The sequence below is a fragment of the Brevibacterium sp. Mu109 genome (genome assembly GCF_900169375.1).
Lineage (GTDB): Bacteria > Actinomycetota > Actinomycetes > Actinomycetales > Brevibacteriaceae > Brevibacterium > Brevibacterium yomogidense_A.
The window spans coordinates 19,787-37,768 of record NZ_FXZF01000004.1; the positions used below are offsets into that span (position 1 = coordinate 19,787).

At 69.7% G+C, this 17,982-nt stretch carries 20 protein-coding genes; 3 read left to right on the top strand and 17 right to left on the bottom strand.

What is annotated here, in order from left to right; translation table 11 throughout:
* Positions 1–88: 88 nt before the first annotated feature.
* The 4 genes from BSP109_RS03360 to infC form a co-directional block, all read right to left on the bottom strand.
* On the bottom strand, positions 89–991 hold the full coding sequence (locus tag BSP109_RS03360) for an RNA methyltransferase (RefSeq protein ID WP_101599379.1): 903 nt from the start codon (positions 989–991) through the stop codon (positions 89–91).
* Between the two features lie 130 nt (positions 992–1,121).
* The gene (gene rplT, locus BSP109_RS03365) at positions 1,122–1,511 is read right to left on the bottom strand and encodes a 50S ribosomal protein L20 (RefSeq protein WP_087008317.1); all 390 of its coding nucleotides are present in this window, start codon (positions 1,509–1,511) and stop codon (positions 1,122–1,124) included.
* 104 nt (positions 1,512–1,615) lie between these two features.
* The gene (gene rpmI, locus BSP109_RS03370; RefSeq protein WP_087008466.1) at positions 1,616–1,813 is read right to left on the bottom strand and encodes a 50S ribosomal protein L35; all 198 of its coding nucleotides are present in this window, start codon (positions 1,811–1,813) and stop codon (positions 1,616–1,618) included.
* A gap of 41 nt (positions 1,814–1,854) precedes the next feature.
* Positions 1,855–2,598 (bottom strand): translation initiation factor IF-3, encoded by a 744-nt coding sequence (gene infC / locus BSP109_RS03375; protein ID WP_374700129.1) that lies wholly within the window; start codon positions 2,596–2,598, stop codon positions 1,855–1,857.
* Between the two features lie 181 nt (positions 2,599–2,779).
* Here infC and BSP109_RS03380 point away from each other — a divergent pair, with 181 nt between their 5' ends.
* Positions 2,780–3,223: a DUF1844 domain-containing protein gene (locus tag BSP109_RS03380; RefSeq protein ID WP_087008315.1), complete on the top strand. Its 444-nt coding sequence runs from the start codon at positions 2,780–2,782 to the stop codon at positions 3,221–3,223.
* A gap of 164 nt (positions 3,224–3,387) precedes the next feature.
* Here BSP109_RS03380 and BSP109_RS03385 read toward each other — a convergent pair whose 3' ends face one another.
* From BSP109_RS03385 to BSP109_RS03415, 7 genes are read right to left on the bottom strand one after another with little or no spacing between them, the layout of a single operon-like run.
* The gene (locus BSP109_RS03385) at positions 3,388–4,215 is read right to left on the bottom strand and encodes an SseB family protein (protein WP_087008313.1); all 828 of its coding nucleotides are present in this window, start codon (positions 4,213–4,215) and stop codon (positions 3,388–3,390) included.
* Between the two features lies 1 nt (position 4,216).
* Positions 4,217–4,960 carry a bifunctional 1-(5-phosphoribosyl)-5-((5-phosphoribosylamino)methylideneamino)imidazole-4-carboxamide isomerase/phosphoribosylanthranilate isomerase PriA gene (gene priA / locus BSP109_RS03390; protein ID WP_087008311.1) on the bottom strand — a complete coding sequence of 248 codons (744 nt, stop codon included), beginning with the start codon at positions 4,958–4,960 and terminating at the stop codon, positions 4,217–4,219.
* Positions 4,957–5,610, bottom strand: coding sequence for an imidazole glycerol phosphate synthase subunit HisH (gene hisH / locus BSP109_RS03395; RefSeq protein ID WP_087008310.1), 654 nt, complete (start codon positions 5,608–5,610; stop codon positions 4,957–4,959). The genes priA and hisH overlap by 4 nt, the downstream gene beginning before the upstream one ends.
* Complete coding sequence (locus tag BSP109_RS03400) at positions 5,607–6,209, bottom strand: hypothetical protein (protein ID WP_087008308.1); 603 nt, start codon at positions 6,207–6,209, stop codon at positions 5,607–5,609. Before BSP109_RS03400 ends, hisH begins: the two co-directional genes overlap by 4 nt.
* Positions 6,206–6,808, bottom strand: coding sequence for an imidazoleglycerol-phosphate dehydratase HisB (hisB, locus tag BSP109_RS03405; RefSeq protein ID WP_087008306.1), 603 nt, complete (start codon positions 6,806–6,808; stop codon positions 6,206–6,208). Before hisB ends, BSP109_RS03400 begins: the two co-directional genes overlap by 4 nt.
* The gene (locus tag BSP109_RS03410; protein ID WP_101599380.1) at positions 6,805–7,965 is read right to left on the bottom strand and encodes a histidinol-phosphate transaminase; all 1,161 of its coding nucleotides are present in this window, start codon (positions 7,963–7,965) and stop codon (positions 6,805–6,807) included. Before BSP109_RS03410 ends, hisB begins: the two co-directional genes overlap by 4 nt.
* Positions 7,966–7,974: 9 nt before the next feature.
* Entirely contained in the window at positions 7,975–8,454 is a 480-nt protein-coding gene (locus tag BSP109_RS03415) for a hypothetical protein (RefSeq protein WP_087008302.1), read from the bottom strand.
* 352 nt (positions 8,455–8,806) lie between these two features.
* On the opposite strand from BSP109_RS03415, the gene lexA reads away from it, so the two are divergent.
* Positions 8,807–9,466: a transcriptional repressor LexA gene (gene lexA / locus BSP109_RS03420; RefSeq protein ID WP_087008462.1), complete on the top strand. Its 660-nt coding sequence runs from the start codon at positions 8,807–8,809 to the stop codon at positions 9,464–9,466.
* A gap of 57 nt (positions 9,467–9,523) precedes the next feature.
* Here the strand turns inward: lexA and BSP109_RS03425 are convergent, their stop codons facing one another.
* Positions 9,524–11,515: an ATP-dependent DNA helicase gene (locus BSP109_RS03425; protein ID WP_101599382.1), complete on the bottom strand. Its 1,992-nt coding sequence runs from the start codon at positions 11,513–11,515 to the stop codon at positions 9,524–9,526.
* Positions 11,512–13,098 carry a GTPase HflX gene (gene hflX / locus BSP109_RS03430; RefSeq protein WP_087008298.1) on the bottom strand — a complete coding sequence of 529 codons (1,587 nt, stop codon included), beginning with the start codon at positions 13,096–13,098 and terminating at the stop codon, positions 11,512–11,514. The genes BSP109_RS03425 and hflX overlap by 4 nt, the downstream gene beginning before the upstream one ends.
* Before the next feature lie 54 nt (positions 13,099–13,152).
* Between hflX and BSP109_RS03435 the strand changes: the two genes are divergently transcribed.
* Complete coding sequence (locus tag BSP109_RS03435) at positions 13,153–13,770, top strand: class I SAM-dependent methyltransferase (protein ID WP_101599383.1); 618 nt, start codon at positions 13,153–13,155, stop codon at positions 13,768–13,770.
* A 50-nt stretch (positions 13,771–13,820) separates the two neighbouring features.
* Here the strand turns inward: BSP109_RS03435 and dapF are convergent, their stop codons facing one another.
* Genes dapF through miaB form a run of 4 tightly spaced genes read right to left on the bottom strand, consistent with a single transcriptional unit; the run spans position 13,821 to position 17,936 of the window.
* On the bottom strand, positions 13,821–14,744 hold the full coding sequence (dapF, locus tag BSP109_RS03440) for a diaminopimelate epimerase (protein ID WP_256970359.1): 924 nt from the start codon (positions 14,742–14,744) through the stop codon (positions 13,821–13,823).
* A 9-nt stretch (positions 14,745–14,753) separates the two neighbouring features.
* Positions 14,754–15,653: a tRNA (adenosine(37)-N6)-dimethylallyltransferase MiaA gene (miaA, locus tag BSP109_RS03445; RefSeq protein WP_087008292.1), complete on the bottom strand. Its 900-nt coding sequence runs from the start codon at positions 15,651–15,653 to the stop codon at positions 14,754–14,756.
* Positions 15,650–16,447, bottom strand: coding sequence for a hypothetical protein (locus BSP109_RS03450; protein ID WP_087008290.1), 798 nt, complete (start codon positions 16,445–16,447; stop codon positions 15,650–15,652). Before BSP109_RS03450 ends, miaA begins: the two co-directional genes overlap by 4 nt.
* Positions 16,428–17,936: a tRNA (N6-isopentenyl adenosine(37)-C2)-methylthiotransferase MiaB gene (gene miaB, locus BSP109_RS03455; RefSeq protein WP_101599384.1), complete on the bottom strand. Its 1,509-nt coding sequence runs from the start codon at positions 17,934–17,936 to the stop codon at positions 16,428–16,430. The genes BSP109_RS03450 and miaB overlap by 20 nt, the downstream gene beginning before the upstream one ends.
* Between the last annotated feature and the right edge of the window lie 46 nt (positions 17,937–17,982).

The window sequence follows — 17,982 nt, forward strand, 5'->3', positions numbered from 1 at the left end:
GCGGTTCCCGCAGAGGTGCGGGCGCGGCCCCCACAGAGGCCGCAGGAGCGTGCCTCAGAGGTGGGCGTGGCTCAGAGATGTGCGTGTCTCAGAGATGGATTGTGCGGGCGGACTCGTAGATGCAGATGCTCGCGGCGGATGCGAGGTTGAGGCTCTCCGCCCGTCCGTAGAGCGGGATGGCCACGGCTGCGTCGCACTCCGCCCGATCAGCCTCCGGCAGGCCCCACGCCTCGTTGCCGAACACCCACGCAGTGGGACGCGACATGTCGAGTCCCGTGTCCCAGGGCGCGTGCAGATCGTGCGCGGGCGGATGGGCGTCGGCGGCCAGGACCTGCAGGCCCCGTGCGCGTGCGAGCTCCGCGACCTCCGGCAGGCCGACCCCCGTCACCACGGGGACGTGGAACAGCGAGCCGGCCGTCGATCGGACGGTCTTCGGGTTGTACAGATCCACGCTGGACGAGGTGACCACCACGGCGTCCGCCCCCGCCGCATCCGCCACTCGGAGCACGGTGCCCGCGTTGCCCGGGTCGCGCACCTGGGACAGCACGACGATCAGGCGGGCATCACGGTTCACGACATCCGTCAGCGGCACGTCGAGGCGCTCGACCACGGCCACCACGCCCTGCGAGGCGACGGTGTCCGTGAGGGTCCCCAGGACCTCGGCGGTGGCCTGGCGGATGCGGACTCCCGCAGTGCGAGCGGCATCGAGGAGGTCCTCGTTGCGGTCTGCCGCCTCTGCGGTGGCCCAGACGTCCAGGATCGCGCCCGCAGGCACCAGCTGGGGTGAGTCCTCGTGCGACGGCAGCGTCGCCGGTGCGGGCCTCAACTCGCCGTGCCTGACCAGCGCCTCCCGCAGCGCCTGCGGCCCCTCCACGAGGAACCGACCGGCCTTCGTCCTCCAGGATCGCTTCGAGAGCTTCGCCGCCTCCTTGATCCGCGGAGCATCGGGACGGGTGACGACGGGGCCGGTCAGGCGCGGGTGAAGGTCCATATAGGAAGAGTACCCAGCCACGGCCACCTGCGGCACGCTGCGTCACTGCGCCCGCACAGCACGAACGGGGCCGAAGACCCGGTGGGTCTTCGGCCCCGTTCGTGGGACGTCCCTCAGAGAGGGAAGCGGCTCAGGCCGCTGAAGTCTTCGGCGCGTTGACGTCCGAGGGGAGCGCGTCCTTGGCGACCTTGACGAGCGTGGCGAACGTCGCCTGGTCGTTGACGGCGAGCTCAGCCAGCATGCGACGGTCGACCTCGACGCCTGCGGCCTTGAGACCCTGGATGAAGCGGTTGTAGGTCATGCCGTTCGCGCGCGCACCGGCGTTGATGCGCTGGATCCAGAGGCGACGGAAGTCACCCTTCCGGGCGCGACGGTCGCGGTAGCTGTAGACCAGCGAGTGGATGACCTGTTCCTTGGCCTTGCGGTACAGACGCGAACGCTGTCCGCGGTATCCGCTCGCCCGGTCGAGGATGACCCGGCGCTTCTTCTTGGCGTTGAGCGCCCTCTTCACACGTGCCACGTGTACTCCTTGTGAATATCGCCACTGCGGCGGCAGTGGTCGCGCGCATCCGTCAGACCATCGGTCTGCTCGTGATGCGCAGTGCTGTCTGCGTTGTCAGGGACTCAGCGCTTGCCGAGGAGCTTCAGGCCCTTGGCCCGATCGCCCTTCGTGAGCACCTGGTCCATCGAGATCCGGCGCTTGCGCCGCGAGGACTTGTGCTCCGCGAGGTGGCGCTTGTTGACGCCCTCACGCATGACCTTGCCGCTGCCTGTGAGGCGCAGACGCTTCTTGGCGCCGCTGTGGGTCTTCTGCTTCGGCATGGTGCCGTTCTCCTTCACATCTCGTTATCGGCGTCGGCGGGTCAGGATTCCGCTGCGGAGGGCTTCTCCGAGCGAGCCTCAGCCTTGGCCTGTGCTTCGCGGTCGCGGCGGGACTTGACCTCCGCCTGCGATCCCTTCGATCCAGCGGTCGACTTGCGCGATTCCGCCTTCGCATCGGACTTGGACTTCGCCGGAGCGATGACCATGACCATGTTTCGTCCGTCCACGCGGGGCGAGGACTCGACCGAACCGAGTTCGGACACATCCTCCGCGAGCCGGTTGAGGAGCCTGACGCCCATCTCCGGTCGCGACTGCTCACGGCCGCGGAACATGATCATGACCTTGACCTTGTCCCCGCCGTCGAGGAACCGCGTGACGTGCCCCTTCTTGGTCTCATAATCGTGTTCGTCGATCTTGAGTCGGAAGCGGATCTCCTTCAGAGCCGTATTGGCCTGATTCTTCCGTGCCTCACGTGCCTTCTGAGCGGACTCGTACTTGAATTTGCCGTAGTCCATGAGCTTGGCGACAGGGGGCTTGGCCTGCGGCGCCACCTCGACCAGATCGAGGTCCGCTTCACGGGCGAGATCGAGGGCCTTCCGCATTGCGACGATGCCCACCTGCTCCCCGTTCGGTCCGACGAGGCGGACTTCCGGGACTCTGATCTTGTCGTTGATACGCGGCTCGCTGATGTGCTGCTCCTTCTCGGCTCTGAAGACGACTCTCCGACGGTCGGGAATGCAAAAGGCCCCGACTGCCGATGCAGAGGGGGCCTGAAGATACACCACAGGGACGCACGGCAAGAGCCTGCGTAACTGTAAAGTACGACCAGAAGGCCGTACTGGAGTACCCGATCACCAGAAGCGATCCAGGTGGGAGCCCGAAGCCCCGCTTTGCACTCCCACCACGATACTCCACTTCCGGCAGGAGTGCACATCGACCCGCGCGGGCGTGTGGGAGACTGGTCCTATGACCCAGTCGCACTCCTTCAGCTTCGACGCATCCGCCGGCGCACAGACCACGGCCGATGCCACTACTCCATCCTCCTCCTCGGATCAGCACGCTGCGGATGCCGCCGCCCAGGCTGTCCGCGACATCGCAGAGGTGCCCGCAGTGGAAGTGATCTCCACTGCGGCCGTCCACCTCATGAGCGCATCGGCGGTCAAGCTCGGCCTCAGCGAGGACACGGACGCGGAGAAGGCTGCGGATCTCGTCGACCTCGACGAGGCGCGCAAGCTCATCACGGCGCTCGCCGGACTGGTCACCGCCGGCGCGACGGAGATCGGGGATCACCATGCGCGACCGCTGCGCGACGGCCTCCGCTCTCTTCAGCTGGCGTTCCGCGAGGCCTCCTCAGTCCCGGATGAGCCGGGGAAGGGACCCGGGGAGAAGTACACCGGTCCAGTGCGCTAGCCGCGGCAGCCGCACTCCTGCGGCACGGCAGGCAAAGGCCGCCCGATGACTCTCAGCGTCCCCTTCCCGCGCATGGTGCCCGGCACCGCGCGTCGACGCTGAGGAAAGGGCCGGGGCCCGGAGCAGATGCTCCGGGCCCCGGCCCTTTCCGCTGGGTGCTCTCGTCAGCGCCGCACGAAGCCGAGCGTGAGGGAGTCGATGCGATCGGTCACTGTGGGATCCGCGGCCAGGGCCCGGCGGAACGCCGTCCTGTCGTCGTCGGTGGATGCTCCGTCCACTTCGTCCACCCGCACCTCGACCCGGACCTCCGGCCCCTCCGCGTGCACCGCTGGGGTCGCGGGCCCCATGCCCACTCCCCCGATCCAGGCGAAGTCCGTCGCGACGGAGCGCAGCGCTGATGCCACGACGGCATCTGCCCAGGCCGGCAGCCAGGGCTTCCGCTGGAGGAACGACCACAGCGCGGGTCGCCTCAGGAGGAATGTGTGCGGGGTGCCCGGATCGACCACGACCAGCTGGGCTCCCTCCTCGACCGCGGCGGCGCCCAGCCGCTCCGCTTCGATCGGCACGGGGCGGGCTTCCCGGTGCCAGGCGGTCAGCGACGGGATGTCGGTGAAGGCGGGCGTCGCCTCGCGCCCGTCGCCGGAGCGCAGCCGCACCATCGACATCTCAGACGAGTTGTCGTGGATGAGGCCCCGCTCGTCGACGGACTGCGTGAGCACCGACGGCAGGACCGGCGCATAGAGCCGCGCGTCCACGAGGGCCTCGACGACCGCGCGGTGACGCTGCGGATCGAGGGGCTCTGCGGCCACGGCCACCAGTGCCTCGCGCAGTGCGGGCTCGGCCTCGCCCGAATCGCCGGCGAAGGGATTCGAATGGAGTTCCCGCCCGCCCCAGGGCACACCGGCAGAGTCGGCCGGGCCGCCGATCGCGCCCCGCAGGTGTGCGGGGATCTGCGGCTCGCCCGGCACGCGGTCCTCCGATGAGTCCGGCATGTCAGCGTCCTGCGACGTCCAGCGCCTCGGCGAGGGTGAAGCGACCCGCGTAGAGCGCCTTGCCCACGATCGCCGCATCGACGCCTTCCGGCACCAGCGCGCGGAGCGCGGCGATGTCGTCCAGGGTCGAGATCCCACCGGAGGCCACGATCGGACGGTCCGTGCGTGACGCCAGCTCGGCCAGCAGCTGCGTGTTCGGCCCCTTGAGGGTCCCGTCCTTCGTCACATCCGTGACGACGTAGCGGGTGCAGCCTGCGGCCTCGAGCTGGTCGAAGACCTCGTAGAGGTCACCGCCGTCCTTCGTCCACCCGCGCGCTGCGAGGGTTTGTCCCCGCACGTCCAGGCCGATCGCGATCTTGTCGCCGTAGTGCGCGATGACCTCTGCTGTCCACTCCGGATTCTCCAGGGCCGCGGTGCCGATGTTGACGCGCTCCGCGCCGGTGTCCAGCGCGCGCTCGAGGCTCTCCGTGTCCCGGATCCCGCCGGACAGCTCGACCTTGATCGACAGCGACTTCGTGACCTTGCTGAGCAGGTCGTAGTTCGAACCGCGTCCGAATGCGGCGTCGAGGTCCACGAGGTGGATCCATTCGGCGCCCTGATCCTCGAATGATCCGGCCGCCTCGAGCGGCGAGCCGTACATCGTCTCCGTGCCGGCCTCGCCCTGGACGAGCCTCACTGCCTGTCCGTCTGACACATCGACGGCCGGCAGCAGGGTGAGTGCGGGGGTCTCCACGAGCGGGGTCATTGCTGTTCCTCCGAGTTCGGATGAGTGTGTGATCGAGTCTTCAGCGTGCGCAGCCAGTTCTCCAGCAGGGCCCGGCCCGCGTCCCCGGACTTCTCCGGGTGGAACTGGGTCGCCCAGGTCGCACCGTCTTCGACGGCCGCGACGAAGGGTGCGCCGTGGTCGGAGACAGTGGTGAGTGCGTGGTCGGGCCCGTGCGGCGCGGCGTACGAATGGACGAAGTAGAAGTGCTGGTCGCGGATCCCCTCGAACATGCGGGAACCCTCCGGCGTCCTGACCCGCGACCATCCCATGTGCGGAACGATCGGGGCGTCGAGGCGCGTCACCTCCCCCGCCCACAGCCCGATGCCGTCGGTCCGTTCACCGTGCTCGGAACCGGCGGCGAACAGCACCTGCAGGCCGACGCAGATGCCCAGTGTCGGGAGTCCCGCCGCGTGGCGCTCCCGGACGAGCGCACCGCCGTCGACGGTGTCCAGCCCCTCCACAACGGAGGCGAACGCACCCACTCCGGGGACCACGAGACCGTCGGCTTCCGCGATCACCGCATGGTCGTCGGTGAGGCTCACGCGAGCGCCCGCATGCTCGAGCGCGCGGACGACCGAGTGGATGTTGCCGGACCCGTAGTCCAGGACGGCCACGAGCGGTGCGGTCACCGCGCCGCCCCGGGATTGAGCACGCGTCGCACCCGCAGCAGGGACGCGCCCAGGACGAGCGCACCGAACACGGCCACGACCCAGCCCATCACGGATCCGCCGACGCCCTGCACGACGCCGAAGACCACGACCACCAGTGCGAGGAGGGCGGCGATCAGCCACAGCATCGCGGTCCGGGCCAGGGCGGCCCGCTGCGGGGTCATCGTGGCGCGCGATGCCTCGAGCTTCGACATGGATGAGGTGTCGATCCACCCGTCGACGTCACGCGGGTCCGTCACCTCGAGGAGGAGCTGCTCGAGCTCGCTCGGCAGGTTCGACAGCGCGAGCCCGGCCGGGACGTCCGCCTCCCGGTCGCCGCCGCGGTAGTGGGCAGCGTCGATCTGCTCCTCGCTGCGCACCATGAGGAGCACTTCGTGCTTCCCCGTCAGCTTCGAGATCGCGGCCGCCGCGCGGTTGCCCGCCTCGATGTCCGTCCCGCTCTGCACGATCGCGGAGAAGTCGCCGATCGGCACGACGTCGCCGGGGATCTCCGACAGCACGCACGCGGCCGCCAGCTGATCGGGACGGCCGAACGGCGTGACGATGACGGTCCTGCTCACAGAGCCCCCTTCGTCGACGGCACGCCGTGCGCCCGCGGATCAGGCTCCACCGCAGTGCGGAGCGCCCGCGCGAACGCCTTGAACTGGGCTTCGGCGATGTGATGCGCATCGCGACCGGCCAGCAGTCTCAGGTGCACGGTGAGACCGGCCTGGAAGGCCAGCGATTCGAGTGCGTGCCCCGTCATGGAGCCGGTGAAGTGCCCACCGATGAGGTGGTAGCGCTGCGCATCGGATTCGCCCTCGTGGACGAAGTACGGGCGTCCCGAGATGTCCACGACGGCCTGCGCGAGCGCTTCGTCGAGCGGGACCATCGCGTCACCGTATCGACGGATCCCGGCCTTGTCGCCGAGTGCGTCCCTCAGCGCCCATCCGAGGGTGATCGCAGTGTCCTCGACCGTGTGGTGCACGTCGATGTGGACGTCCCCCTGCGCGCGTATCTCCATGTCGATGAGCGAATGCTTCGACAGGGCCGTGAGCATGTGGTCGTAGAACGGGACACCGGTGTCGATCGTCGATGCGCCGGTCCCGTCCAGGTCGATCGAGACGGAGACGTCGGATTCGCTCGTCGTCCGCTGCGCGCTCGCGGTGCGTTGCGTCACTGCGGGCTCCTTCCAAGGGTGTCGGGGTGGGTGGAGAGGATCTCTGCCATGGCGGTGAGGAACGCGGTCGTCTCCGCGTCCGTCCCCGCGTTCACGCGGAGGGATCCGGGGATGCCGACATCGCGGATGAGGACCCCCTTCTCGACGAGGCGCGTCCAGAGTAGCGTGGGGTCTGCGACTCCTCGGAACAGGACGAAGTTCGCGTCGGACGCCACCACGTCGAACCCGTGCTCGCGCAGGCCCGCGACCATGCGATCGCGCTGGCGGGACAGCTCCTGGACTCCTGCGAGCAGGGAGTCCGGGTGCGCGAGCGCGGCCTCTGCCGCGGCCTGCGTGAGTGACGAGAGGTGATACGGCATGCGGACCAGCCGCAGACCGTCCACGAGTCCAGGGTCGGCGGCCGCGTATCCCAGACGGGCTCCGGCGAACGCGAATGCCTTGCTCATCGTGCGCGACACGACGAGGCGGGGTCGCCCGGGCAGCAGGCTCAGGGCCGTCCGGAAGTCAGGGCCCGCGAACTCCGCGTACGCCTCGTCGACGATGACGATCCCGTCTGTCGCGTCGTACACGGCCTCGATGACCTCGAGCGGAGTGCTGTTGCCCGTCGGGTTGTTGGGAGTGCAGAGGAAGACGACATCGGGCGAGTGCGTCCGCACCGCGTCCACCGCATGGTCGACCGTGATCGCGAAGTCCGCACCGCGGGGGACTTCGATCCAGTCCGCACCGGTGGACTGCGCGATGAGGGGGTGCATCGAATAGCTGGGCCCGAAGCCCAGGGCCGAGCGACCGGGCCCCGCATACGCCTGCAGGATGTGGAACAGGACTTCGTTCGAGCCGTTGGCGGCCCAGATCATGTCCGGGGAGATCGAGGAGGGCACCGGAGCCTGCAGAGCAGTGGGCCGACCCTCACGCCGCAGAACGCCGCTCAGGTAGTCGGCGAGCAGATTCCGCAGCGCGGTGAATTCCCGATCGGGATAGCGATTCAGGGTCGAGCTGATCGCCGCGACCCGTTCCTGCAAGGCCGCTGTGACGTCCGCAGGGACGTCGAACGCATTCTCATTGACGTTGAGGCGGACGGGCACATCGATGACGGGTGCACCGTAAGGAGAGCGCCCGCGGAGGTCGTCCCGCAGCGGGAGGGAGCCGAGTGAAGTCACGCATGGAGTTTAGCGCGCGGGGAGTACGAGCCTCTGCCCGGGGTGGACCACGCTCGACTCCATGCCGTTGAGGGTGTGGACCTCATCGATCACGACCCGCGGGTCGCGGTCGTACGCGCGGTCCCCGACCACGGACCAGAGGCTCTCGCCCTCCGACACCACGACCGTGACGGTGCCGGCTGCGGCCCCCTCATCGTCGGCCGCCGCACTGGGCGACCACGCGGCCGCGAACACACCGGCGAGCACCGCGATGAGCACGATGCCCAGCAGCACCGTCCGCGCGAGCCGGACGCGCCGCGGCACCCCGGCGCTGCGCGGGACCTCACGGGTCGTCGTGGACGACGACGTCCGCGACGCGACCTGACGCGAGCGTGCACCGGTGCCCCCGGCGCCGATGGCCGCCGCGCCGCCTTCGAGGACACGCAGCAGATCGCGCGGGACGACAGCAGGGACACGGTCTGTCGAGCGGGTGAGAGCGGGAGCACTCATGTCTGCACCTCCGTGGGGGATCCGGTCCGGCTGACGCCCGACCACATGCTTTCGAACACGTGTACTATTGAACACGCCGTTCGAAGATTTGTCCAGCCTGTATCGAACGGATATGCGATGATGGGAATCGAACGTCGATGGTGCGGTCATGTGGATGAGTCGATCACGAGGCACGGACACAGCCCCGCAGCACAGCGTTCATGCAGGTGAGAAGCGAATGATTACGGCAGCCGTCAGGCTCGGGAGGGGAACGCCGATGACTCCGGAACAGCAGCAGCGTCGCAGGGGGCGTCCGCGCAAGAGCGGACTCGACGAAGAGATCGAAGTGGTGCGCAGGGCGCAGAGCGAAGAGGTGGAGCTGCCGGGCGGCTCAGCGGCGGAGGGCGACAGCCGGCTCACGCAGCGCCAGCGCCTGGTGCTCGAGACGATCGAGCGTGCCGTGTACGTCAACGGCTATCCGCCGAGCATGCGGGAGATCGGAAAGGCCGTGGGACTCGCGTCCCTGTCGTCGGTCGCCCATCAGCTCTCCCAGCTCGAGCGGCTCGGATATCTCCGCCGGGACCCCAAGCGCCCGCGGGCGATCGAGGTCGTCACTCCACCGGAAGAGGTGCGCAAGGGCATCGATCCGTCCCCCAACACCGCGATGGTGCCCGTCGTCGGACGCATCGCCGCGGGCGGTCCCATCCTCGCGGAGCAGGACGTGGACGATGTCTTCGCCCTCCCCCGCCAGGTCGTCGGGTCCGGAGAGCTGTTCCTCCTGAATGTCGTCGGCGACTCGATGCAGGACGCCGCGATCTGCGATGGCGACTTCGTCGTCGTCCGCCGGCAGCCGGATGCGGAGAACGGACAGATCGTCGCCGCCCTGCTGGACGATGAGGCGACCGTCAAGACCCTCAAGCGCGTCGACGGGAAGCAGTGGCTCCTGCCGCAGAACCGCTTCTACGATCCGATCGACGGCGACTTCGCCTCGATCATGGGCGTGGTCGTCGCAGTGATCCGCAAGGTGGACTGATCCGCACCGGGAGCCGCACCGCAGTGACGCGGGGCGGCTCCTGACGGCGCGCCTCCGTCAGGCGTCGGCTCGACGGAGGCGCTCGAGGGCCCCGCGCACCAGCGCGGGGTCCTCCGTCTTCCACATGGGCGGAAGGGAGGCGAGCAGGAATCCGCTGTAGCGCGCGTTCCTCAGCCGTTCGTCGAGGACGGCCACGACTCCCCGGTCCGCCGTCGAGCGGACCAGTCGTCCGGCACCCTGAGCCAGCAGGAGGGCCGCGTGCGTGGCGCTGACGGACATGAAGCCGTTGGCCCCCGCCCGCTGCGCGGATTCCGTCCGTGCCCGCACGAGTGGATCATCGGGGCGCGGGAACGGGATCCGGTCGATCACGACGAGCCGGCACGTGCGCCCCGGAACGTCGACGCCCTGCCACAGGGACAGGGTCCCGAACAGCGACGATTCGTCGTCGGAGGCGAACCGGGAGACGAGCGAGCCCAGCCCGTCCTCTCCCTGCAGGAGTATCGGCAGGTCTGTGCGCGCCCGCATCTCCTCGGCAGCCCGAGTCGCGGCGGCTCGAGACGAGAAGAGGCAGAGCGCGCCGCCGCCCGATGCCCGCAGCAGCTGCTCCAGCTCGTCCAGCGATTCCTCGCTGGCACCGCTCCGACCGGGCCGCGGCAGGTGCGATGCGACGTAGAGGATCCCCTGACGCGTGTAGTCGAACGGTGAGCCCACGTCGATCGCGTCATAGCGCGGAGCACTGGGTCCGCCCAGCCCCAGCGCTCCTGCGACGGTCTCGAACCGTCCGCCCAGCGCCAGGGTGGCGGACGTCGCGACGACGGTCGACTTCTCGAAGATCCCCGACCGCATCGTCCCGGCCACCGACAGCGGAGCGACGACGAGCGAGGTCGTGGTCCGTTCGCGGAAGGTCGAGCGCGAGACCCACGCGACGTCGTTGTCCGCATCGTCGGCGAGACGCGACGCGACCTCGAACACCTCGAGCGCACGCGCCCGTGCGAGCTGCCGACCCGCGTCGGGGTCCGCATCACCGCCGGATGCACCGGAGCCGAGGTCGGCGATGAGCTGGCGAGACGCGTCGCGCACCTGGGCCACGCCCACGGCGAGGGCCTCCGGCCACCGCTCGATGAGTCCCTCCTCGGCCACCTCCAGTGCCTTCTCCAGCCGTGCGCCCGCTGACTCGAGCAGGCCGATCACACCGTCCTGCACGAGACCGCTCCTCCGCACCGACGAGGCGGCGTGGTCGATCATCGCGGCGGTGAGGGTCCCGGACAGCGCGTTCGTCACACGATCCCGCAGTTCGTGCGCCTCATCCACGATGACGGCTGAGTGCTCCGGGAGCACTGCGTGGTCCCCGAACGCGTCGATCGCCAGCAGCGCGTGGTTCGTGACGACGACGTCAGCGCCCCCCGCGCGGATCTTCGCCATCTCCGCGAAGCACTCCTCGAACGCCGGACACTTCGATCCGAGGCAGTCGAAGGCGTTGACCGATGCCTGCGACCATGCGCGGTCGGAGACCCCCGGGGTCAGGTCGTCCCGGTCACCCGTCTCCGTCGTGCGCACCCACGAGCGGATGCGCTGGATCTCCTCCCCCAGCGCACTCGCAGAGGCGCTCCCGTCGCCGGCGCGCCGCGAGGCCGCCTCGTCGGCGCCGAAGTCGAAGAGCATCCCCGCCCCGTCCTCCGGATAGCCGCCGTCCAGCTTGTGCCGGCAGGCGTAGTTCCGACGGCCCTTGAGGACTGCGAACGAGGGCTTCCTGGTGAGCTCGTCCTTGACCGCGCGGACCAGTCGGGGCAGGTCCCGATCGACGATCTGCGCCTGCAGCGCGAGAGTCGCCGTGGAGACGATCACCCGATCGCCGGTGCGGGTCGCGTGGTCGAGCGCCGGCACCAGGTACGCGAGGGATTTGCCCGTGCCCGTCCCCGCCTGCACCAGCAGGTGGCTGCCGCGGTCCAGGGAGCTCGCGACGGCCTCGGCCATGGTCCTCTGACCTTCGCGCTCACTGCCGCCCACCGCGTGGACGGCGGATGCGAGAAGGTCCGGAGTGTCGCTCACCCCTCGTCTTCCTGCGTCGTGCTCCGCTCTCCGTCGTCCTCCGGCTGCGGAGCGGTACCCCCACCCGCGTACATGTCGGGCTGGAGGTACGGCTCGAGCTCCGCTGCGAGTGCCTCGTCGACCCGGGCCTGCAGCAGAGTGCCCTCCGGGAGGAACCGTTCGTCGAGGACGGTGCCCCGGTCGTAGACGCGGCTCACCAGCTCTCCGCGGTCGAACGGCACGAGGACGGTGAGCTCGTGCGCCATCGCCGGGAGCATCCGCGCGATCGCCGCACGCAGCTCGTCCAGTCCGGCTCCCGTCTGCGCCGACACTGCGAGCGACCCCGGGTGATCCAGCAGCAGCCCCGCCAGCGCGGCGGGCTCCGCGGCGTCGGCCTTGTTGAAGACGAGGAGCTCCGGCAGCTCTGCGGCAGACGCGTCCGCGAGCACTTCGCGCACGGCTGAGATCTGCCCGCCGGGGTCCGGGTGCGATCCGTCCACGATGTGCACGACCAGGTCCGCGCCGGCCGCTTCCTCGAGTGTCGAGCGGAATGCCTCGACGAGCTGGTGCGGGAGGTTCCGCACGAACCCGACGGTGTCCGTGAGCGTGTACACGCGGCCTTCGTCCGTCTCCGCTCTGCGGACTGTGGGGTCGAGGGTCGCGAAGAGCTGGTTCTGCACCATCACGCCCGCGTCCGTGAGGCGGTTGAGCAGCGAGGACTTGCCCGCGTTGGTGTAGCCGACGATGGCGACCGACGGGATGGAGTGCCGGGTGCGGTCAGCGCGCTTCGTCTCCCGCGCAGGCGCCATCGCCCGGATCTGCTTGCGCAGCCTGGACATCCGCGTGCGGATGCGACGGCGATCGAGCTCGATCTTCGTCTCGCCGGGACCGCGCGAGCCGATGCCCTCGCCGCCGGCGACACGACCGCCCGCCTGCCGCGACATCGATTCGCCCCAGCCGCGCAGGCGCGGCAGGAGGTACTCGAGCTGGGCCAGTTCGACCTGTGCCTTGCCCTCGCGCGACTTCGCATGCTGCGCGAAGATGTCGAGGATGAGGGCGACCCGATCGATGACCTTGACCTTCACGACGTCCTCGAGGCCGCGTCGCTGGCTGGGCGCGAGCTCCGTGTCCACGACGACCGTGTCCGCCCCGACCGCTTCGACGATGTCGCGCAGCTCGCGGGCCTTGCCGCTGCCCAGGTAGGTCCCGGGATCGGGCTTGTCGCGCTTCTGCAGGACGCCGTCGAGGACTGTGGAGCCTGCGGTCTCCGCCAGCGCGGCGAGTTCGCGGAGGCTCGTCTCCGCATGCGCGGATCGCCCCTGACCGTAGAGTCCTGCGAGCACGACCTGCTCGAGGCGCAGCTGTCGGTACTCGACTTCGGTGACGTCCTCGAGCTCGGTCGACAGGCCGCTCACCCTCGTGAGCGCGGATCTGTCGAGGACGTCCAGCTGCGACGCCTCATCGTGCGAGACGCCTCCCGCGTCCAGCGCCGAGGCCCGGCCGAGGATGCGGTCGATCACTCGGTCCCCGCCCTCGTCGCTCCGACCGGTGGAGTCCGGTTCGGCCGCGTCGGGGTGGGTCGCCCCGTCATCGATCTGCGTCATGTACTCCCTCTCTGCAATGGATGACCATTCTCCCACAGCGCCTACACTTCCCCCATGGCCGATCACTACTTCTCCGCGGCACCCGCCAGTGCAGCCGAACGCCGGGACCGCTCCGTGCGGCTGGGAGGTCGTGACGTCGACGTCACGACCGCCGGCGGAGTCTTCTCTCCCGAGCACGTGGACACCGGCACGCGTGTCCTGCTGGATCACGTCCCGGAGCCGCCGAGCGGTGATCTGCTCGATCTGGGATGCGGCTGGGGTCCCATCTCCCTGGACGCCGCTCTCCGAGCGCGCGAGGCCGGTACGGCTGTGCGGGTGTGGGCGCTCGACGTCAACGAGCGGGCGCTCGGGCTCACCGCCGACAACGCGGCTGCGCTGGGTCTCACGAACGTGAACGCGGTGACGGACGCCGATGTTCCCGCAGACCTCGGCTTCTCCGCGATCTGGTCGAATCCCCCCATCAGGGTGGGCAAGGCGGCGCTGCACGACATGCTCCTGACGTGGCTGCCACGTCTGCTCCCGGATGCGAGCGCCCACCTCGTCGTCGCGAAGAAGCTTGGCGCCGATTCGTTCCTGCGGTGGCTGGACACCGAACCGGGAGCGGAGTTCTCAGCCGAGCGGATCGCCACGGCGAAGGGATTCCGCGTCCTCCGCGTCGATCGTTCCGCCTGAACCGCGCGTCACTCGAGCCGGTCCGCCCGTCGCGTCACGCGACAGAGAGCTCAGTCCAGCAGGGTCACGTCGGCAACGAGGACTGCGGGCCCGGACAGGAACACCCGGTCGGCTTCGATCTCGACCCGCACGGGTCCACCCGGCTGGTCCACCGTCCAGTCGACGGGTCCGTCGTGACCTGCCCAGAAGCGGGCGGCCAGCGCGGCGGCGCACGCACCCGTGCCGCATGCCATCGTCTCCCCCACTCCGCGCTCGTGCACCCGCATCCGGAGGCGACCGGTGCGCGGATCGTCGTCGCCATCGGCGTCGACGACGATGAACTCGACGTTCGTCCCGTGCGGCGGGACGGGGTCCACGTCCGGGACGGCTCCCAGATCGGCGCTGATCAGTTCGTGCAGGGAGGGCAGGGCCACCACGGTATGGGGATTCCCCATGTCGACGCTCACCGCGGGGCGGGCGACGTCCGTGCCGCGGGTCGTGACGATCGAGTCCGCGCCGCGCTCCACATCCCCCGTCCGCGCCGCGGGCAGGTCCCAGGCTCCCATGTCGACCCGGTACCAGGGTGCGGGTCCGCCGGCGGGATCCGGAACGACGGTGACGGTCTTCACGCCGCCGCGCGTGCCCACGAGGATGGGCGCAGAGGCGTCGACGAGCCCGTTCTCCACGAGGTAGTGCGCGAAGACGCGGACACCGTTCCCGCACATCTCCGCGATCGACCCGTCGGCGTTCCGGTAGTCCATGAACCACTCCGCCCCGGCAGCAGCGGCATCACCGGCACGATGCGCGGTCTGGTCGCCGTGCATGAGCGCGCTCGACCGGACGACGCGGATGAGCCCGTCACCACCGATCCCCCGTCGCCGGTCGGTCAGCTCGCGCACGGCTTCCGCGTCGAGCCGCTCGCCGGCGTCCGGATCGTCGATGAGGACGAAATCGTTGGCTGTTCCGTGTCCCTTGGTCACCCTGGCTGTGCTCACGCGCGCAGTCTACGACGTGAGGCTCAGGGCTCGCTCCACGAGGTCGGGGGCGTCTGCGGGCAGGAGGTGGACGCGGGCATCACGGCGGAACCACGTCACCTGGCGCTTCGCGAACTGCCGCGTGCGGATGATGGTCCGGTCGATCGCCTCCGCCCGCGTCATGGTGCCGTCGAGGTGTGCCGCGATCTCCGCATAGCCGATCGCCTGACCGGCCGTCGATGAGGCGCGCAGCCCCAGGGCGCGGAGCCCGACGACCTCGTCGACCCACCCCGCTTCCCACATGCGATGCACGCGATCCTCGATCCGGCGGTGCAGGACATCCCGGTCGAGGACGAGCCCGATCTGCACTGTGGGGCGCACGTACGTGTAGTCCGGGAGGTGGGCGGTGAACGGCGAACCGGTGATCTCGATGACTTCGAGTGCGCGGACGATCCTGCGCGAGTCCCCCGGCGCGATCGTGTCCGCAGCCGGCGGATCGAGCGCGCGCAGCCGGCTGTGGAGGGAGGCGGCTCCCTGCGACGCGACCTCCGCCTCCAGACGCGCGCGCACGTCCGGATCGGTCCCGGGGAAGCGGATGTCGTCGGTGACCGCACGGACGTACAGTCCGGAGCCGCCGACCATCACCGGCTGTCCGCTCCGTGCCTCGATGTCGCCGATCGCCTCCCGCGCGAGCCGCTGGAACTCCGAGACGCTCGCCGATTCGTGGATGTCCAGGACATCGATGAGGCGATGGGTGATCCCGCCGCGCTCGTGAGGCGGGAGCTTCGCCGTGCCGATGTCCATCCCGCGGTACAGCTGCAGTGCATCGGCATTCACGATCTCTCCGCCGAGCTGCCGGCTGAGTGCGATCGCGAGGTCGGACTTCCCCGTTGCCGTCGGGCCGACCACCGTGATGAGAGGACGGGTCATGCGCGCTGCTTCGCGGACTGCGCCATCCGGCCCACCCGCGTACCGGAGGCTTCCGGGACCGCCTCTGCGGGGTCCACTGCGATGAGTCGATACCGCACGTGGTGCACGTCGACGGCCGCGACAGCCGTCCCGTGCGCGCCTGCGAGGTCCACCGCCGCCAGCGCGTCCGTGCACGCAGCCGCAGCGTCAGTCTCGCCGTGGAGTATCGCCAGGACGGAAGTGTCGATGGGCCCGGTCAGCGCGCGCTCCAGCCGGTCGTCGAACTCCGCTGCTCCGGGGCGACGCTCCAGCGGGGCGTCGGGGTGGGCCGCCCCGGAGAAGTCGATGGGGACGAGCAGCGGCTCCGTCTGACCCGCTGTCAGGGGCAAGCGGGCTGGGGACGTCGGCACGAGGCGTACGGTGCGCGACGCCTCCAGCGCGACGAGCACGGCGACCGCGACACCGATCGGGATCTCGCAGTCACGGGCTGCCGCGGTGGACCCGTCCGCGCGCAGCCTCCGGACCTCGACGGCGAGGTCCTCGCCCGTCAGAACGGACGAGGGGTCCACGACGCATCCGCCTTCGGTGCGGTCGATTCGGACTCCGACCCCGATCCCGAGGCCGCCCAGGCTCAGCAGGGGCGGAACCGGGCCGTTGGGAACCGCGACCCGCCACGTCTGCGCGCGGCCGAGCCGGCGGTGCAGCGCCGTGCGGAACTCCCGCATCGCGGTCGGTTCGCGATGGTCGACGCCCTCCAGCAGGAGGGCGGTGCCGGGGATCACGAGCACGGTCAGGTCACCCGTCCAGGCCCGCACGCAGAGTCGGCATCCCGAGTGCGGTGGTCGCGGGGGCCTGTCCCGGACCCGCTGCGGGGGCACCGCAGGAATCCGCCTGCGCACGGTCGTATGCATCGCCCGCACCGGTCCTCCGGAGCGCATACCCGGAGTCGCTTAAGAGGAAGTAGGGCTTGGCGTCGTCGATGACGACGGAGACCACGTCGCCGGGACGGGGCACGGGTGCGCCCTCCGACACTCCGACGTGCACGAGGCGGTGGTCCTCGGCACGGCCGGAGAACCGCCCGTGCTGCGCATCGGGCAGCGAGTGCACCAGCACGTCCTGCCGGGTGCCGATGAGCTCTCGGTTCAGGTCGTGGGAGATCTCATCCTGCAGCGCGACGAGTCTCTCGAACCGCTCCTGCACGATCTCCTTGGGCACCTGATCGGGCATGGTGGCCGCGGGGGTGCCCGGACGGATCGAGTACTGGAAGGTGAAGGCCTGGGAGAAGCGGGCGGCGCGCACGACGTCGAGTGTGGCGTCGAAGTCCTCGTCCGTCTCTCCGGGGAAGCCGACGATGATGTCCGTCGTGATGGCCGCGTGGGGGATGCGCTCCCGTACCTGCTCGAGGATGCGGAGGAACCGTGAGGAGCGGTACGACCGTCGCATCGACCTGAGGATCGTGTCGGAGCCGGACTGCAGGGGCATGTGCAGCTGCGGCATCACGGTGGGCGTCTCCGCCATCGCATCGATCACGTCGGTGGAGAAGGCGGCGGGGTGCGGACTGGTGAAGCGCACCCGCTCGATTCCCTTCACACGGCCGACCGCGCGCAGCAGCTTCGCGAACGCCCCCTTGTCGCGGAACTCCGCTCCGTAGGAGTTGACGTTCTGGCCCAGGAGGGTCACTTCGACCACGCCGTCCGCCGCGAGCGCCTCGACTTCGGCGAGGATGTCCCCCGGCCGCCGGTCCTTCTCCTTGCCCCGCAGCGATGGGACGATGCAGAACGTGCAGGTGTTGTTGCACCCCACGCTGATGGAGACCCACCCGGAGTGGGTCGACTCACGGCGGGTCGGGAGCGTCGAGGGGAACACATCGAGTGAGTCGAGGATCTCCACCTGCGCTTCCGCGTTGTGCCGGGCACGCTCGAGAAGAGCGGGCAGGGACCCCATGTTGTGGGTACCGAAGACGACATCGACCCACGGCGCCCGCTTCACGATCTCGTCGCGATCCTTCTGCGCCATGCACCCGCCCACGGCGATCTGCATGCCCGGTCGCTGCTCCTTCACGTGGGACAGCCTGCCGAGGTTGCCGTAGAGGCGGTTGTCCGCGTTCTCGCGCACCGCGCACGTGTTGAAGACGACGATGTCCGCCTGCTCTCCGACCACCGCAGGCTCATACCCTGCGCCATGGAGCAGGCCCGACAGTCGTTCAGAATCGTGGACGTTCATCTGACAGCCGTACGTCTTCACTTCGTACGTCTGCGGGTTCGCAGGAGCAGGTGCGAGGGCGGTGGGAGAGATCTCAGTCATGGCGGGACCATCCTACCGATGGAGGACGCAGGCGCTCGCGCGCACA

What these genes read in the sequence shown, in the direction of transcription:
- hflX (WP_087008298.1), bottom strand. Translation starts at nt 13,098, where the DNA reads ATGACGCAGATCGATGACGGGGCGACCCACCCCGACGCGGCCGAACCG.
- miaA (WP_087008292.1), bottom strand. Translation starts at nt 15,653, where the DNA reads ATGACCCGTCCTCTCATCACGGTGGTCGGCCCGACGGCAACGGGGAAG.
- miaB (WP_101599384.1), bottom strand. Translation starts at nt 17,936, where the DNA reads ATGACTGAGATCTCTCCCACCGCCCTCGCACCTGCTCCTGCGAACCCG.
- BSP109_RS03360 (WP_101599379.1), bottom strand. Translation starts at nt 991, where the DNA reads ATGGACCTTCACCCGCGCCTGACCGGCCCCGTCGTCACCCGTCCCGAT.
- BSP109_RS03385 (WP_087008313.1), bottom strand. Translation starts at nt 4,215, where the DNA reads ATGCCGGACTCATCGGAGGACCGCGTGCCGGGCGAGCCGCAGATCCCC.
- priA (WP_087008311.1), bottom strand. Translation starts at nt 4,960, where the DNA reads ATGACCCCGCTCGTGGAGACCCCCGCACTCACCCTGCTGCCGGCCGTC.
- BSP109_RS03415 (WP_087008302.1), bottom strand. Translation starts at nt 8,454, where the DNA reads ATGAGTGCTCCCGCTCTCACCCGCTCGACAGACCGTGTCCCTGCTGTC.
- BSP109_RS03380 (WP_087008315.1), top strand. Translation starts at nt 2,780, where the DNA reads ATGACCCAGTCGCACTCCTTCAGCTTCGACGCATCCGCCGGCGCACAG.
- rpmI (WP_087008466.1), bottom strand. Translation starts at nt 1,813, where the DNA reads ATGCCGAAGCAGAAGACCCACAGCGGCGCCAAGAAGCGTCTGCGCCTC.
- BSP109_RS03435 (WP_101599383.1), top strand. Translation starts at nt 13,153, where the DNA reads ATGGCCGATCACTACTTCTCCGCGGCACCCGCCAGTGCAGCCGAACGC.